General features: G+C 48.8%; 14 protein-coding genes and 2 pseudogenes. 12 read left to right on the top strand and 4 right to left on the bottom strand.

Annotated features, from left to right (window positions below):
- Nucleotides 1-123: 123 nt before the first annotated feature.
- From R70723_RS22265 to R70723_RS22250, 4 genes are all read left to right on the top strand, one after another.
- Nucleotides 124-837, top strand: coding sequence for an ABC transporter ATP-binding protein (locus tag R70723_RS22265; protein WP_039875480.1), 714 nt, complete (start codon nucleotides 124-126; stop codon nucleotides 835-837).
- On the top strand, nucleotides 830-2428 hold the full coding sequence (locus tag R70723_RS22260; RefSeq protein ID WP_039875479.1) for an ABC transporter permease: 1599 nt from the start codon (nucleotides 830-832) through the stop codon (nucleotides 2426-2428). Before R70723_RS22265 ends, R70723_RS22260 begins: the two co-directional genes overlap by 8 nt.
- Nucleotides 2429-2562: 134 nt before the next feature.
- Entirely contained in the window at nucleotides 2563-3348 is a 786-nt protein-coding gene (locus tag R70723_RS22255) for a MerR family transcriptional regulator (RefSeq protein ID WP_039875474.1), read from the top strand.
- Nucleotides 3349-3429: 81 nt separating this feature from the next.
- Nucleotides 3430-4152: a CPBP family intramembrane glutamic endopeptidase gene (locus R70723_RS22250; protein WP_039875472.1), complete on the top strand. Its 723-nt coding sequence runs from the start codon at nucleotides 3430-3432 to the stop codon at nucleotides 4150-4152.
- Between the two features lie 137 nt (nucleotides 4153-4289).
- On the opposite strand, the gene ahpF is transcribed toward R70723_RS22250, so the two are convergent.
- Together ahpF and ahpC are read right to left on the bottom strand one after the other, a co-directional pair.
- Complete coding sequence (ahpF, locus tag R70723_RS22245; RefSeq protein ID WP_039875470.1) at nucleotides 4290-5819, bottom strand: alkyl hydroperoxide reductase subunit F; 1530 nt, start codon at nucleotides 5817-5819, stop codon at nucleotides 4290-4292.
- A 14-nt stretch (nucleotides 5820-5833) separates the two neighbouring features.
- Nucleotides 5834-6397: an alkyl hydroperoxide reductase subunit C gene (ahpC, locus tag R70723_RS22240; RefSeq protein ID WP_039875469.1), complete on the bottom strand. Its 564-nt coding sequence runs from the start codon at nucleotides 6395-6397 to the stop codon at nucleotides 5834-5836.
- A gap of 333 nt (nucleotides 6398-6730) precedes the next feature.
- On the opposite strand from ahpC, the gene R70723_RS22235 reads away from it, so the two are divergent.
- The 4 genes from R70723_RS22235 to R70723_RS22220 are packed head-to-tail and all read left to right on the top strand — an operon-like array spanning nucleotide 6731 to nucleotide 8412.
- A complete protein-coding gene (locus tag R70723_RS22235) occupies nucleotides 6731-7297 on the top strand; it encodes an RNA polymerase sigma factor (RefSeq protein ID WP_039875467.1) in 567 nt (188 codons plus the stop codon).
- On the top strand, nucleotides 7290-7598 hold the full coding sequence (locus R70723_RS22230; RefSeq protein WP_039875464.1) for a hypothetical protein: 309 nt from the start codon (nucleotides 7290-7292) through the stop codon (nucleotides 7596-7598). Before R70723_RS22235 ends, R70723_RS22230 begins: the two co-directional genes overlap by 8 nt.
- Before the next feature lie 36 nt (nucleotides 7599-7634).
- Nucleotides 7635-8018, top strand: coding sequence for a PLDc N-terminal domain-containing protein (locus R70723_RS22225; protein WP_039875462.1), 384 nt, complete (start codon nucleotides 7635-7637; stop codon nucleotides 8016-8018).
- Between the two features lie 13 nt (nucleotides 8019-8031).
- Nucleotides 8032-8412 carry a hypothetical protein gene (locus R70723_RS22220; protein ID WP_039875460.1) on the top strand — a complete coding sequence of 127 codons (381 nt, stop codon included), beginning with the start codon at nucleotides 8032-8034 and terminating at the stop codon, nucleotides 8410-8412.
- Nucleotides 8413-8513: 101 nt separating this feature from the next.
- Here R70723_RS22220 and yidC read toward each other — a convergent pair whose 3' ends face one another.
- On the bottom strand, nucleotides 8514-9338 hold the full coding sequence (gene yidC / locus R70723_RS22215; protein WP_047171201.1) for a membrane protein insertase YidC: 825 nt from the start codon (nucleotides 9336-9338) through the stop codon (nucleotides 8514-8516).
- Between the two features lie 386 nt (nucleotides 9339-9724).
- Nucleotides 9725-10712, bottom strand: a pseudogene (locus R70723_RS31685) (phosphotransferase).
- 154 nt (nucleotides 10713-10866) lie between these two features.
- Here R70723_RS31685 and R70723_RS22205 point away from each other — a divergent pair.
- The 4 genes and pseudogenes from R70723_RS22205 to R70723_RS22190 all read left to right on the top strand — a co-directional run.
- Entirely contained in the window at nucleotides 10867-11136 is a 270-nt protein-coding gene (locus R70723_RS22205) for a hypothetical protein (RefSeq protein ID WP_039875459.1), read from the top strand.
- A 205-nt stretch (nucleotides 11137-11341) separates the two neighbouring features.
- Nucleotides 11342-12019 carry a nicotinamide riboside transporter PnuC gene (pnuC, locus tag R70723_RS22200; protein ID WP_039875456.1) on the top strand — a complete coding sequence of 226 codons (678 nt, stop codon included), beginning with the start codon at nucleotides 11342-11344 and terminating at the stop codon, nucleotides 12017-12019.
- Entirely contained in the window at nucleotides 12016-13023 is a 1008-nt protein-coding gene (locus R70723_RS22195) for an AAA family ATPase (RefSeq protein ID WP_039875453.1), read from the top strand. The genes pnuC and R70723_RS22195 overlap by 4 nt, the downstream gene beginning before the upstream one ends.
- Before the next feature lie 31 nt (nucleotides 13024-13054).
- Nucleotides 13055-13735 (top strand): annotated as a pseudogene (locus R70723_RS22190) (NUDIX domain-containing protein); the annotation flags it as partial.
- Nucleotides 13736-13922 lie beyond the last annotated feature (187 nt).

The following is a 13922-nucleotide window of genomic DNA, read 5'->3' as shown; positions in this document are numbered from 1 at the left end:
GTTTTCATAGACGGACGATGGCACAAAAAGGTTACAATTATTTTTTTATCCGCCGGAATGAACGATTCCCCTTGGCTGTACGTATTACAGTCAGTTGTTTAACAGTATGGAAGAGGTGACGGCATGCTAACCATCAGACAGTTTTCCAAAAGCTATAAGGGCGGGAAGAAAGCAGTACATAATCTTAGCCTGACAGTCGAAAAAGGGGATATTTACGGCTTTATCGGACATAACGGAGCAGGCAAAACGACGACGATCCGGGCGGTAGTGGGCGTAATGGATTTTGAAGAGGGCGAGATTGAAATCGACGGCATTTCGATGAAAAAGGACCCCTTGGCCTGCAAGTCGCGGATCGCGTACATTCCTGATAACCCCGACCTGTACGACCATCTCACGGGGATTCAGTACCTGAATTTCATCGGCGATCTGTTTAACGTATCCCGGAAGGACCGTGAGCTGCTCATTGCCAAGTACGGCGGGGCTTTTCAGCTGACTCCCCATCTCGGTGATCTGGTCTCCGGGTATTCCCACGGCATGAAGCAGAAGCTGGCGATTATCTCTGCACTCATTCATAAGCCGAAGCTGCTGGTGCTGGATGAGCCCTTTGTCGGACTGGACCCTAAAGCGGCTCATACGCTGAAGACGATTATGGCGGAGGTATGCAGCGAAGGCAGTGCGATTTTTTTCTCGACGCATGTGCTGGATACGGCAGAGAAGCTGTGCAACAAGATTGCGATTATCAAGCAGGGCCGGCTGATTGCCGAGGGCAGGACTGAGGATGTAAAAGGGGAGAACAGCCTGGAGGACGTATTTATGGAGCTGATCGATCATGATTAATGTCTGGAGACTGACGAAGCTGCAGCTCATCTCAACCTTTGGCCTTAACAAAGCGCTTCATACCAGGGATGCAAAAGAGCGCCGCAAGCTGCTCCTGCTCAGCATCGCCCTTCTGCTCGGTGTGCTGCTGATTGCCGTCTTTTCGTTCGGCTACAGCTATGCGATGGCAGCAGCTTTTGAACAAATCGGCCGGTTAGATCTGCTTCTGGCGATTATGATGGCGGTCACTTCCATTGTCGCCTTCTTCACTACGGTGTACAAAGCGGGCGGCGTGCTGTTCAGCTATAAGGACTACGATCTGCTGATGTCGCTGCCGGTGAAGACGAGTCATGTGGTGGCGAGCCGGGTGCTGCAGCTGTATGTGCTGAGCCTGTTTTTTACCCTGATGGTCATGCTGCCGGCTGGAGCGGTTTATGCGTTAAAGGTGCATCCTGAAGCTTATTATTATCTGCTTTTTGTGCCGCTGCTGCTCTGTATTCCGTTAATTCCGATTATTGCTGCGACCGTGATCGGCGCACTGATCAGCTGGTTCTCCTCCAGGTTCCGGGCGAGCCGGATGATCAATCTGGTGCTGACCCTGCTGTTTGTAATTGCCCTCATCCTCGGGTCATTCATACTGGACGGGAACGAACCGGAGCTGGCTGATCTGGGAACAGGGCTGGCGGATACGATATTTAAGCTATACCCGCTTACGGAGCTGTATGTGGATGCAGCAAGCGCGTACCGGATCGATGCTTTTCTGATGTTCACACTGCTGTCCGTGCTCTCATTCGTAGTGTTCTGCACGGTGCTGGGAACCCGTTACAAAGCGATTCATACCGGGCTGACAACCAGCCGGGCAGGCGGGAAGTATAAGATGCAGCAGCTTAAGGCATCCACAGCCTTTCAAGCCCTATACCGTAAGGAGCTGCGCCGTTATTTCAGCTCATCTATTTATGTGCTGAATACGGGCATCGGCATGGTACTGCTGCTAGTAATGTCAGTCTCCCTGTTGTTTACCAGTCCGGAGAAGCTTGGACAGCTGGCCGACATTCCGCAGCTGCAGCAGTATCTCAATACACTGGCGCCGCTGTTCGTTTCTCTATTCGTAGCCCTCAGCTGCACCACGTCCAGCTCGGTTTCACTGGAGGGCAATAATCTCTGGATTCTGCGGAGCTCTCCGGTTCCCAAGCATATCATTCTGCTCAGCAAAATAGCGGTTAACCTGACCATCACCGTACCTATAACGGTTGTGAGCTGTGTGCTGCTGCTGATCTCGCTGGGCACAGGATGGGTAGACAGTCTGCTTCTATTAGTAATTCCGGTTATCTATGCCTGCTTCTCGGCGTTGATTGGAGTCATCATTAACCTGAAGCTGCCCAAGCTTGCGTGGACCAATGAGGTTCAGGTCGTCAAGCAGAGCGCTGCGGTGCTGGTGGCGATGCTTGTCGGCTTCATCAGCCTGCTCATTCCGGCCGGCTTGTCATTTGTGCTTACCGGCGTGGACGGCAGGGTGATTATGCTTGGTGCCGGGATCATATTGGCGGGATTGTGTGCGGGGATGTACAGGTATTTGAAGGCGAATGGTGAGCGGCTGTTTTTGAAACTCTAAATGATAGCAGAGCAGAGCTCCGTGCCGGCTGGCAGGGGGCTTGTCTGCATTTATATCATTTGTTGCTGTCTATTTCTTCATTTGGCAATAAGATGGATTAGTTGATACAGTAATGGCGCAGAAGGAGGAAGCCCATGTACACTATCGGTCAGATTGCAGAGATCCTGGGGATATCCAAAGATAAGCTGAGATATTATGAGGAGAAAGAGATTATCAAGCCTGTACAAAATGGCTGTAACCATTATAGGCAATATGATTCGGATGATATTGATAACGCTCTGGCCATTGAGTACTACAGGTCGTTGGATCTGGATTTCAAAACAATCCGGAAGCTCCATATGGACAGCGATACGGCTAGCATCAAAAATATTCTAAATGAGAAATACGAAGCAGTGGTAACAGAAATAGCGAGAATGAGCCATATAGCCAAGCGGATTGCGGAAGCAAAACAGCATTTGCTCGATATTGAAAAGAACTTAAACTGTTATTCGCTCAGATCTATGGCACCAGTCGAGATCTTGGGACAATTATCCGATTTCAGGGCTTATGAGGAATTTAAAACTATACATAATAACAGGGAGATACTTGAGGATGAGCCGATCTTCAAAAGCTTGAAGCGGCTTATCACGTTCGATGAAGAGGGGATACAGTCCGGCAGCATGCTGGTTACTAAAGCAGTCGAAGACGGCAGGGCAGCGGGAGCGCGAAAGCTTGTACAGTATGACAGGTGCGTGTATACCATCCTTGAAGATAAGTCGCAAGATGACCATCTGCTGGAGCATCACTTTTTAAAAAGTCAATCATGGATGAAGGACAATCATTATAAACCGCAAGGTACAGCCATCATAGGCATGTTATCAGTGGGTCACAGTGAAGGAAGATTAAGGACTTATCTGGAAGTTTATATCCCTGTTGAGTAAGCTGAGCTCAGCTGCGTATTGACCTTGGGACAGTCCCATAGTTTAGATTGTAGAGGAACTGAATTATGGGAGGAACGGGACATGGATAATATCAAACAGATCAGAAGCATCGGTATGCTTATCTGGCTGCATGTATTACCGGGGGCGTTGTTGGGCTTACTTTATATTCTTTTACTGAAAGCAGAGATTCTATCTGAGTATCCCAGAATCATTACGCTGGGTTTGGCTGGTGTCATTTCTATTGTGCCGATTCAGTGGGGCTGTTTATTGTATGTGGCCAGAAAGGAAACGGGCAGCTTCAATATATTTAGAATCCTCGGACTGAAAAGTAAGCTGGAGGGTAAGAGCTATTTCCTATACACAGCTGTGCTCCTGGTACTGACAGGAGTCCTCATGCTTGCACTGAGCCCATTATCCGGCTACCTATTGAATACGGTATTTAGTTGGATTCCACACGGATTTAACTACAATCAGGATATGAGCACCTTCAGCCGTAATGAAATTCTTCTGACCATAGCCGTGAGTTTTTTCTTTTTTACGCTTATAGGACCGGTAACGGAGGAGCTCTATTTTCGGGGCTTTTTACTCGCACGTATGAATTGGCTGGGGAACTATGGTGTACTGCTGAATCTTATTTTGTTTGCAGTATATCATGTCTGGTCGCCTTGGCTGATCATCGCAAGAATCGTTGCTTTTCTTCCATTGTTTTATATTGTACGCAAAAAAGATTCCTACAAGCTGGGGATTACGGTACATTGCTTAGCTAATTTTTCGGATGTAATCGGGATGGTGATGCTGTTGTAATCATTGATACGCTCATACCGCATCATACCGTCCGACATCTCAGAAAGGATATCTGACTACAAAAAGCTACACAAAATTAAAACCGGTTCCGCAGCCCATGGGGGTAAACTGCAGAACCGGTTATTTATAATGCCGGATTAATTGCGGATCAGATAATCGAATGCACCCAGGGCGGCGGTTGCGCCGGAGCCCATGGAGATGATGATCTGCTTGAACGGGCTGTTGGTGCAGTCGCCTGCGGCGAACACACCCGGAATGCTGGTTGCACCGTGGCTGTCGACGACGATTTCGCCGAAGCGGGTACGCTCCAGTGAATCCGCAAGCCAGTCGGTGTTCGGCACAAGGCCGATTTGGACGAATACACCTTCAAGCTCAACATGCTGCTCCGTACCGGTGTCGCGTTCGATAAAGGTAATGCCGTTCACCTTGTCAGTGCCTGTAATTTCCTTGGTCTGAACGTTCTTATGCACGGTTACGTTAGGCAGGCTGTACAGACGCTTTTGAAGCACAGAGTCTGCCTTCAGCTCAGGCATGAATTCCAGAACGGTTACATGGCTGACGATACCCGCCAGGTCAATCGCCGCTTCGATACCGGAGTTGCCGCCGCCGATTACGGCAACATGCTTGCCGGTGAAGAGCGGGCCGTCACAGTGCGGGCAGTACGCTACGCCTTTGTTCTTGAACTCGGCTTCGCCTGGAACCCCCACATTACGCCAGCGGGCGCCAGTAGAGAGGATAACCGTCTTGCTCTTCAGCACGGCACCGTTCTCCAGCTCGATTTCGATGAGTTCCTTCTTCTCCAGGCGCTTGGCCCGCAGAGTCTTCATCACATCGATCTCGTATTCCTTCACGTGCTCCTCCAGGCTCGCAGCGAGCTTCGGACCTTCGGTGTACTTCGTACCGATGAAGTTCTCAATGCCCATCGTCTCCATAACCTGGCCGCCGAAGCGCTCAGCGACGATACCGGTGCGGATCCCTTTACGGGCGGCATAGATAGCCGCACTCGCGCCGGCAGGACCGCCGCCAACCACCAGTACATCAAATGGTGCCTTGTCGGATAATTCGGAAGCATCCGGTCCGGTACCCAGCTTAGCGAGAATTTCTTCCGCGGTCATCCGGCCGCTGCCAAAGAACTCGCCGTTCAGGTAGACGGACGGTACCGCCATAACATCCTTGCTCTCAACTTCGCTCTTGAAAGCAGCACCATCGATCATAGTACTGGTTACGCCGCTGTTAAGTACGCTCATCAGGTTGAGCGCCTGTACCACATCCGGGCAGTTGTGGCAGGTCAGGCTGATATAGGTCTCGAAGTGGTATTCACCCTTGAGGCCCTTGATCTGATCAATAGTCGCCTGCTCCGCCTTTGGAGCTCTGCCGCTTACCTGCAGCAGGGCCAGCACCAGTGAGGTGAATTCATGGCCGAGCGGTACGCCAGCAAAGGTAACGCCGGTATCTTCGCCCGGACGATTCACGCTGAAGCTTGGCGTGCGCGGAAGTGCAGTATGTTCTACTTTGATATTGGCCGACATTTCGGCCAGCTCATTCACCAGAGACAGCATTTCTTGCGAAACGCTGTCGTCTCCGGCGCTGACCTTCAGCAGTACCTCGCCCTCCATGAGCTGAAGATACTGCGCTAATTGTGCTTTGATATCCGCATCAAGCGCCATTATTCATCCGCTCCTTAGATTTTGCCTACGAGGTCAAGGCTTGGTTTCAGGGTTGTGCTGCCTTCCTGCCATTTGGCCGGGCATACTTCACCTGGGTTGTTACGAACGTACTGTGCAGCCTTGATCTTGTTGACCAGGATGCTGGCATCACGGCCGATGCCGTCTGCATTGATTTCGACAGCCTGAATTACGCCGTCAGGGTCAATGATGAAGGTACCGCGGTCAGCCATACCGGCTTCTTCAATCAGAACATCGAAGTTGCGGGAGATGGTGTGGGACGGATCACCGATCATGATGTATGTGATTTTGCCGATGGCTTCGGAGCTATCGTGCCATGCTTTATGTGTAAAGTGGGTATCGGTAGAAACAGAGTACACCTCAACACCCAGGCTCTTCAAAGTTTCGTATTCGTTCTGCATGTCTTCCAGCTCAGTTGGACATACGAAAGTGAAATCTGCAGGGTAGAAGCAAACTACGCTCCATTTACCTTTGAAATCAGCTTCGGACACATCGATGAAGCTTCCATTGTGGTAGGCAGATGCTTTGAACGGCAGTACTTCTTTTCCAATCAGGGACATATTAATTTTCCTCCTAAGGTGTGCCTGCATAAATGCGGCTTTTTTGATTTGCTATTGAATAGCATTTCTTTATTGATAATTATTATCATCTAGAAATTATTATTTGTCAAGCGCACATTCTCAAGTTCACAAGTCGTTCATAAGAAGAGAGTACAACACAGAATAGACTCCATAATAAATTACCCTGCAACGGCCCCGGCAATTGTGTAGAATGTATGAACAATGCACCATAAGAGAGCGTGCTGTCTAAGCACACAACTTTTCTTGTGAAATTTCGAACAAAGTCTCCTGATGATTCGTAATGTAAGATGACAGAGCAGACGGAGGGGGAGAATGATTAGCGACAGACAGCTTGTAGATAGCTATAGATCTGGACAGCAGGCGGCGCTCGCACAATTAATTGACCGGTACAGGGATGATTTATTCCGGTTTTGCTGTCACCTTTCTCTGGACCGGCAGGAGGCAGAGGATTTATTTCAGGAGGTATGGGTACGTGTGCTCCGCAAGCTGGAGAAGTACGATCCGGAGCGGCCGTTCAAAGCCTGGCTGTTTCAGGTGGCCGTCAATATCCATAAGGACCGGTACCGGAAATGGAAAAAGCTGCGTGAACGCCTGACGCTGGCCTGGATGGACGACAACAGCAGAATGAAGGAACCCAGAGATGCCTCACCGTTAACAGAAGATTTTCTCGTAAAAAAAGAAGAGGTTCTGTACCTTGAGCAATGCCTGCGTACGCTACCCAAGCGTTATCTTGCCCCGTTAATTTTGTTTTATTATGAAGAATTCAGCTATGAAAGTATCGGAGAGGTGCTTGATGTGCCGCTGGGGACCGTGAAGTCCAGACTGAATCAAGGGAAAAAACTGCTGAAAGCAGCAATGGGGGAGCGAGTGTATGAATGAGCCAATGGAAAATGAGCAGCTGTTAAAAGAATACTTCAACGCACCTGTAGCCGCACCGGCTCAGCTGGTTGCCGGCACACTCCGGAGAATCAATGACAGCCAGCCCATCGGTATTTTAATCAGCGCAGCTGCACTGAATATCATTGTTGCGCTTATTCTGGGAGTGTTTCTGCTGGCCAGCCCGCTCTTTGTTTTCTGGAAAATAGTTATATTGCTGGTGTTTGCCTTATTTGAGGTCATTGCAGCAATCCTCTTGGTTTACAACGTTTCCGGTGGCTCTTTGGAGGCTTCGGTGAATTAGATTATGCGGACTATATCTTTTTCAGAAGGGAGTACTATGAAGAAACGGGCAGGGCTTGAAAGGTTTATTTTTTGGGCGTTTACAACGATTGTCGTATTGGGATTTGGGGCAGTTTTCATTGTAATGGCTCCTTCAATACAAGAGGTATTTGAGGATGACTATGGCTGGCTCACGGTGATTGCAGGGCTTATGCTGCTGTATATAGCCTTGAATGTGCTTATTGCAGTGTTCATCTATAAAGATGCTTCCAGGAGAAAAATGAATCCATGGCTGTGGATGCTGGCCGTCATTTATATTCCCAACTTTATTGGACTTCTTCTATATTTATTTGCCCGCAGACAGCAGCATACTCCTGCGGCGGCTGATCCGGGCAATAACCCCGTGCAGTGCCCTCACTGCGGCAACTTAATCCACCCATAAGGAGTGTCAAGAGATGAAGAAAAAATGGATTGTGCCGGTAATGCTGATGCTGGTGCTGGCAATGCTGCTGACCGCCTGTGATAAAAAGCTAATGTTCGTAGGTTCTGAATCCGGCTCTAAAGTTAAGGCCTCCTATAAGCTGTTCAGCGGTACGGACGATAAGAAGGTTAAGCTCAAAAGCGGGGAGACGCTTGCTGTTGATTATAAGTCCAAGGTGGAAAAGGGAGAGCTGACGATAGAGCTATACGATCCCGATGGTGAGCTGGTTAAGGACTTCAATACGGGTGAAGCAGGAAGTGAAAGGATTGAGGCAGACAAGGATGGAGCCTACAAGTTTATTATCACCGGAAAAAGCGCGAAGGGCAGCTACGAGATAAAGTTTACTACTGAATAATACATTTTAAAAAGAAAACAGCGGCTGCCGGAGACATGAAAAGGATGTCCGGACAGCCGCTTTTGTATGGAGCCAGTCTGAGAATTCAGCGTGAAAAGCCGTTAACTTAGATTCTGTTTCGCTACATTAGGCTTAGTATACATTTTATTAAGTATAATCGTCTGCACGATAATGAATATGCCGCCAACTGCCCAATACAATGGTAAAGCGGCGGGCATCTGATAAGAAAATACACCCATCATGACCGGTGACAGCAATCCGAGGAACGCCATTTGGCTATTTTGATTTTGCTGAGGCTGCGCTGAAGCGGATTGAGCAACCCGGAACTGAATGTAATACACAGCAGCGGCAATCAGCGGCAGAATCATATCGGCTGTCCCCAGGTTGAACCACAAAAAATCGTGGGCTGCAATCTCCGGGGTACGGCGGATGGCGTAATAGAATGCGAGCGTGATCGGCCATTGGAGCAGCATCGGTAAACATCCCATGCCCAGGGGATTAAATTGATGCTTCTGGTACAGCTGCAGCATCTCGGCTTGCTGTTGTTTTTTTGCATCCGCACTGCTATCGTTCTTATACTTTTCATTGAGTGCAGTTAATTCCGGCTGCAGCACGGCCATCTTTTCTTTCATGTTCGTCTGTTTTTTAGTTTGGTTCATCATGAGCGGCATAATCGCAAGCCTGATGATCAGGGTCATCAGCACGATCGATAGTCCGTAGTTTCCGTGAAAGGCATCCGCGAAGAATTTGATCATGAGCGAAAAGGGATAAATCAAAAAGTGATCAAATATTCCTGCCGAATCAGCATGAATCGGATCTGTTGGGGATGCTGCTGAACACCCGCTGAGCACAAGGACCGGAATCAGCCCGGTCAGCAGGACGAGAAGGGGCTTGGCCCATTTTTGGAGCAAACGAATCTTTTTCATTGTTGTCCTCCCTAATTGAATGTATGGATATCAATATGGGGAAGGACGGTGGTCTTCTTCAGCCGGTGCTTCTCTACGCCGGGCGATACGGACGATCCACCGCTGAATACCACTCACCTGCGTTAGTCTGTCGGCCACATACCAGGCTGAACCGGCTGCAGCCATTTCATGATCCCGGTGTATCTTAGGTGAACAATAGTAGGTGAATGGAAGTAATACTAAGGAAGAGAAGAGGGCGATCGAGAGTGCCAGTTGAAACAGGTCATAAAAATGCTCCAGTCAAGTTCACCTCCGCATGAGCCGTGTTGGAAAAATATAATTAAGGGTCATACGCCAGAATAACTGCGGGGTTTCATTAACCTGAATGCTCTTTATTTTTTAATTGACTACATATTTCCTAATAAAGCAGGTATGTTTTTTTGGTTTTCAGCAAGCCAAATCATTTCCTTAGCGAAGCGGGTTGGCGGTACACTATGCTGATCCATATTAGCATGAATCCACCATGTGCTTTCCATATACCACAACAACTGTAATGAATACGTTAAATAGCCCTCTGCCACGTTCCGTTCCTCGCTGTACCCTTCCATAAATGCTGAAGCCAGAGAGACATCTAAATGATCATCTAAGGCACATGATATTACAGCACGGGCTACATCCAATTGCGGATAATCATACTTTAGCCGATCGAAATCTAGAATTGCTGTTAATCCGTTGTCATTAAATAAAAGATTATCTGCCCAAAGGTCACGATGTGCCCATCCTGCCTGAAGGAAATCAAGTATTTCTACATCCATTTCTTCAGTAGCCTTAATTTGAGTTTCTATATCAGCAAGCAGCTGAGGTTTACCAGCTTCTCTAGTCTTTTCCCTGACTAAACTCCAATGTGCTAATCGCTCCTCGCGGCTTGGAGGAATAAATTGCGGACTATTATTAAGGCCAAGTGTCCCGTCATTTAAAATTCGGTGCATTTTTCCTGTTGCCCGGCCTAAATCGTATATTTGGCGGGCATTGGTCTTACCTGGTGGTATTAATTGGCCCTGACAATATTCCATCACCATGAAGAGCTCGCCGTTATCCGATTCAAGCAAAATACCTTCATTATGGGATAACAGTTTGGGGCACACCAGGCCTTGGTCATGCAATCTGATCTGCTGAGAGAATGCAAATAATAGCTCCTCAGGGTTAAATAATTTATATCTTTCTTTGTTATATTGTTTAAGTAAAAACTCTCCTGCCTCAGTCGTAACTTTCCATTTTAAGTTTAGCCAGCCCCGTTTGATTGAGGTCGTTTCAATTACATTCAAAGCGAATAAACGATGAAAGGTTTTTTATTAGATCATCCAGGATCATTTCCTCTGCTGATATAGCCTCCATTTGGGTCAACTCCGATATTCATAATGTATATGTTAATATTCCTTATGGAGACTTATATAACCTTCCCGGATAAGCGCTTCAGAATCAGATGACGGCTGAAGGTATGGATGGTATGCTGGAATAAATGCATAAACACATAAGGGGCTGACTATCGATGCAGAGAATTATCGGGATGTATAAGCAATTTTTGTGGGAGCCCCTGTGGTTTAAGATTCTAATTATTGCTTCTCTGCTTGCAACGGTCGTGTTCAGCAGTTCGTTTTTTGCAGATCACGGCTATTATCAGAGTATCGCCAAAGTAGCCGCCGCCATCTTTTTTGGGGCATACGGGATCAAATTCAGATCGAATACCCGGCTTGCTGTTATCTTTTTTGGAGCTGCAGCCATTTGTGTGTTTCTGTCCTGGACTTATTTGAACAATTGAATAAAAAGGTAAGCGGCCTTCGTCCTCAGGGTTTTGCCCGGGACGGCGGCCGTTTTATTTTGCCTGGAAGCTGTCACGAGCAGCTGCTGGAAAATGTTCCTTGCATTCTGAGGGAGCCTCTGCTAAATTGATATTAACAAAATGAAATTATCAAAAAGTTAATAAGTGTTATTTTCCAGTAATCGATTAAACGGAGGGATGCAGCATGGGCAAGGCTACGGGAAACTGGAAGTGGTTTGAAATCGTCTGGCTGGTTGTATTTACGGCAATAGGAGTTCTTTTTACGTTTATATCCAAGGATTCATTATTTGGCTTCACGGTTTTTATCACCGGGGTGCTGTGTGTGGTGCTAACGGCGAAGGGGAAGCTTATGAGTTATGTATTTGGCATGTATAACACGTTCGGCTATGCTTATCTGGCCTATAATAATGGATTGTTCGGGGAAGTGATGCTGAATCTGCTGTTTTTTGTCCCGATGAATATCGTCGGCTTCTACATGTGGAGAAAGAATTTCCAAGGCGGCAAGCTGACGATGCGGCAGATGGAGATTAGAGGCATGCTGCTGGTAGGCACGGTCTGTATCTCCGGGTTTCTGCTGCTGGGGTTTGGGCTGTCGTTTATTCCGGGGCAGAACTCGCCGTATATTGATGCTTTAACAACGGTTTTATCGGTCGTGGCTACTATTCTGATGGTGCGCAGATTCAAGGAGCAGTGGCTGGTCTATATTGTGCTCAATATGTTCACTGTGCTGTTGTGGGGTATCCGGACGGCGGATGGGAGCAGTGAAGGCCCGCTGATGATCGTCATGTGGAGTGCCTATCTGCTCAACGCGGCATACGGCTACTATAACTGGAACAAAGGTGCTAAGGAGGCGCTGGCATGAAGACACTTGGATTAACACTGGGCAAGTTCGCCCCGCTGCATAAAGGGCATCAGTATATGATTGAAGCGGCGCTGCAGGAGGTCGATGAGCTCATTGTGGTGGTTTATGAAACGGCTGTTTCTCCTATTCCCTTGCAGATTAGGGCTGGCTGGATCCGTACGCTCTATCGGGCGGTCCGGGTCATTGAGGCCTGGGACGGTCCGGACGGCTATTCCGACGACAGGGAGCATGAGATCCGTGAAGAGCAGTATATCCTGGGATTGTTAAAAGGCGAGCAGGTGACCCATTTCTATTCCAGCGAGTTCTACGGCAAGCATATGAGCATTGCCCTTGGTGCAGCAGACCGGCGGGTGGATGAGGCACGTGAGAAGGTGCCTGTATCGGCCACAATGGTCCGTTCTGATCCGTATAAATACCGGGATTACGTTAGTGACCTTGTGTACAGGGATTTAATTACCAAAGTGGTATTTGTGGGAGCAATGTCCACCGGTAAATCCACCATTACCGAGGCGCTGGCCCGGCGGCACCGGACGGCTTACGCCAGTGAGTATGGACGGGATTACTGGGCAGAGCATCAGGTGGACCGCCGGATCGGACTTGAGGCTTTTGACGAAATTGCCCTGGGCCATTTGGAGCGTGAGGAACAGGCGCTGCTTGCGGCGGACCGGTATCTTTTTGTCGATACCAATGCGATCACCACGTATATGTATGCTCTGGATTATCACGGGCGTGCACCTGGGCTGCTGACCCGGCTCGCGCTGGAGAATACGCAGCGGTACGATCTGTTTTTCCTGTGCGATGACGATATTCCCTACGATGATACGTGGGACCGCAGCGGGGATCAGAAGCGGCATGTGTTTCATAAGCAGATTATCGCGGATTTGCAGGCCCGGCGGATTCCTTACATTACACTTAGAGGAAGCCTTGAGGAGCGGATGCGCAGAGTAGATGAGGTGCTGGCGGAGTTTGAGCCTTACAGCAATTATTTTGGCGGGCAGGCTTAGCAGCAGCAGATAAATGAGGGGGCGGACAACAGTGGGACTAGTGGATCGTAATGGACTTACGGAGCGTGAATATTTGGAGCAATACCGGCCGGGGGATTATGAACGGCCTTCGGTGGCAGCGGATATGGTGATTTTTGCGGTCACAGGCTTGGAGGATGAAGGACATAAGCTTGCTGAACAAGAGCTGCGTCTTCTGCTCATCCGCCGGGGAGGGCACCCGTTCCTGGGACAATGGGCGCTGCCGGGCGGCTTCGTGCAGCCGGATGAGACGGCAGATCAGGCTGCTGCGCGGGAGCTGTACGAGGAGACCGGCTTGAACGATGTCTATGCGGAGCAGCTGGGCGTCTTCTCAGATGTTGGACGTGACCCGCGCACCTGGGTGATAAGCTGCAGCTATATTGCGCTCATAGACACCAGCCGGCTGCAGGTACAGGCAGGAGACGATGCCGAAGACGCTGCCTGGTTTACGGTGAGCTACCGGCAGCTGACGGAGAACATAGAGTGGCTGGATAAGGGCTGCATCCAAACTGGTAAGGTTGAGCTGAAGCTTAGCAGCGACGGCGGGGAGCTAACAGCGGTTATTGAACGGACTGTAACAGCCAGGCTGTACTCGAAGTCAGTCGAATACACCATAGAGTCGAGTGAAGGCCTGGCTTTTGATCATGCGAAGATTATTGCTAGTGCTGTTGAGAGGCTGCGGGAGCAAATCAATATGGACTGAGGGATCAATTACAGTTACTCATCCTCAGGATGATATCTTAACGCTGCATTTAGGAACTGCAGGCTGCTCTGAATGTTGCCTGCCTCTATTTCTAATGCAGCTGCTTCTTTGGCCAAATTTACAATCTGATTCTCCAGCGAGGTTCTGTATTCCTGCTCTAAATGCGCTTTCCTCAGAT

Source organism: Paenibacillus sp. FSL R7-0273 (genome assembly GCF_000758625.1).
GTDB lineage: Bacteria > Bacillota > Bacilli > Paenibacillales > Paenibacillaceae > Paenibacillus_AQ.
The sequence above is the reverse complement of the archived record's forward strand: the minus strand, read 5'-3'. Positions and strand labels throughout refer to the sequence as shown.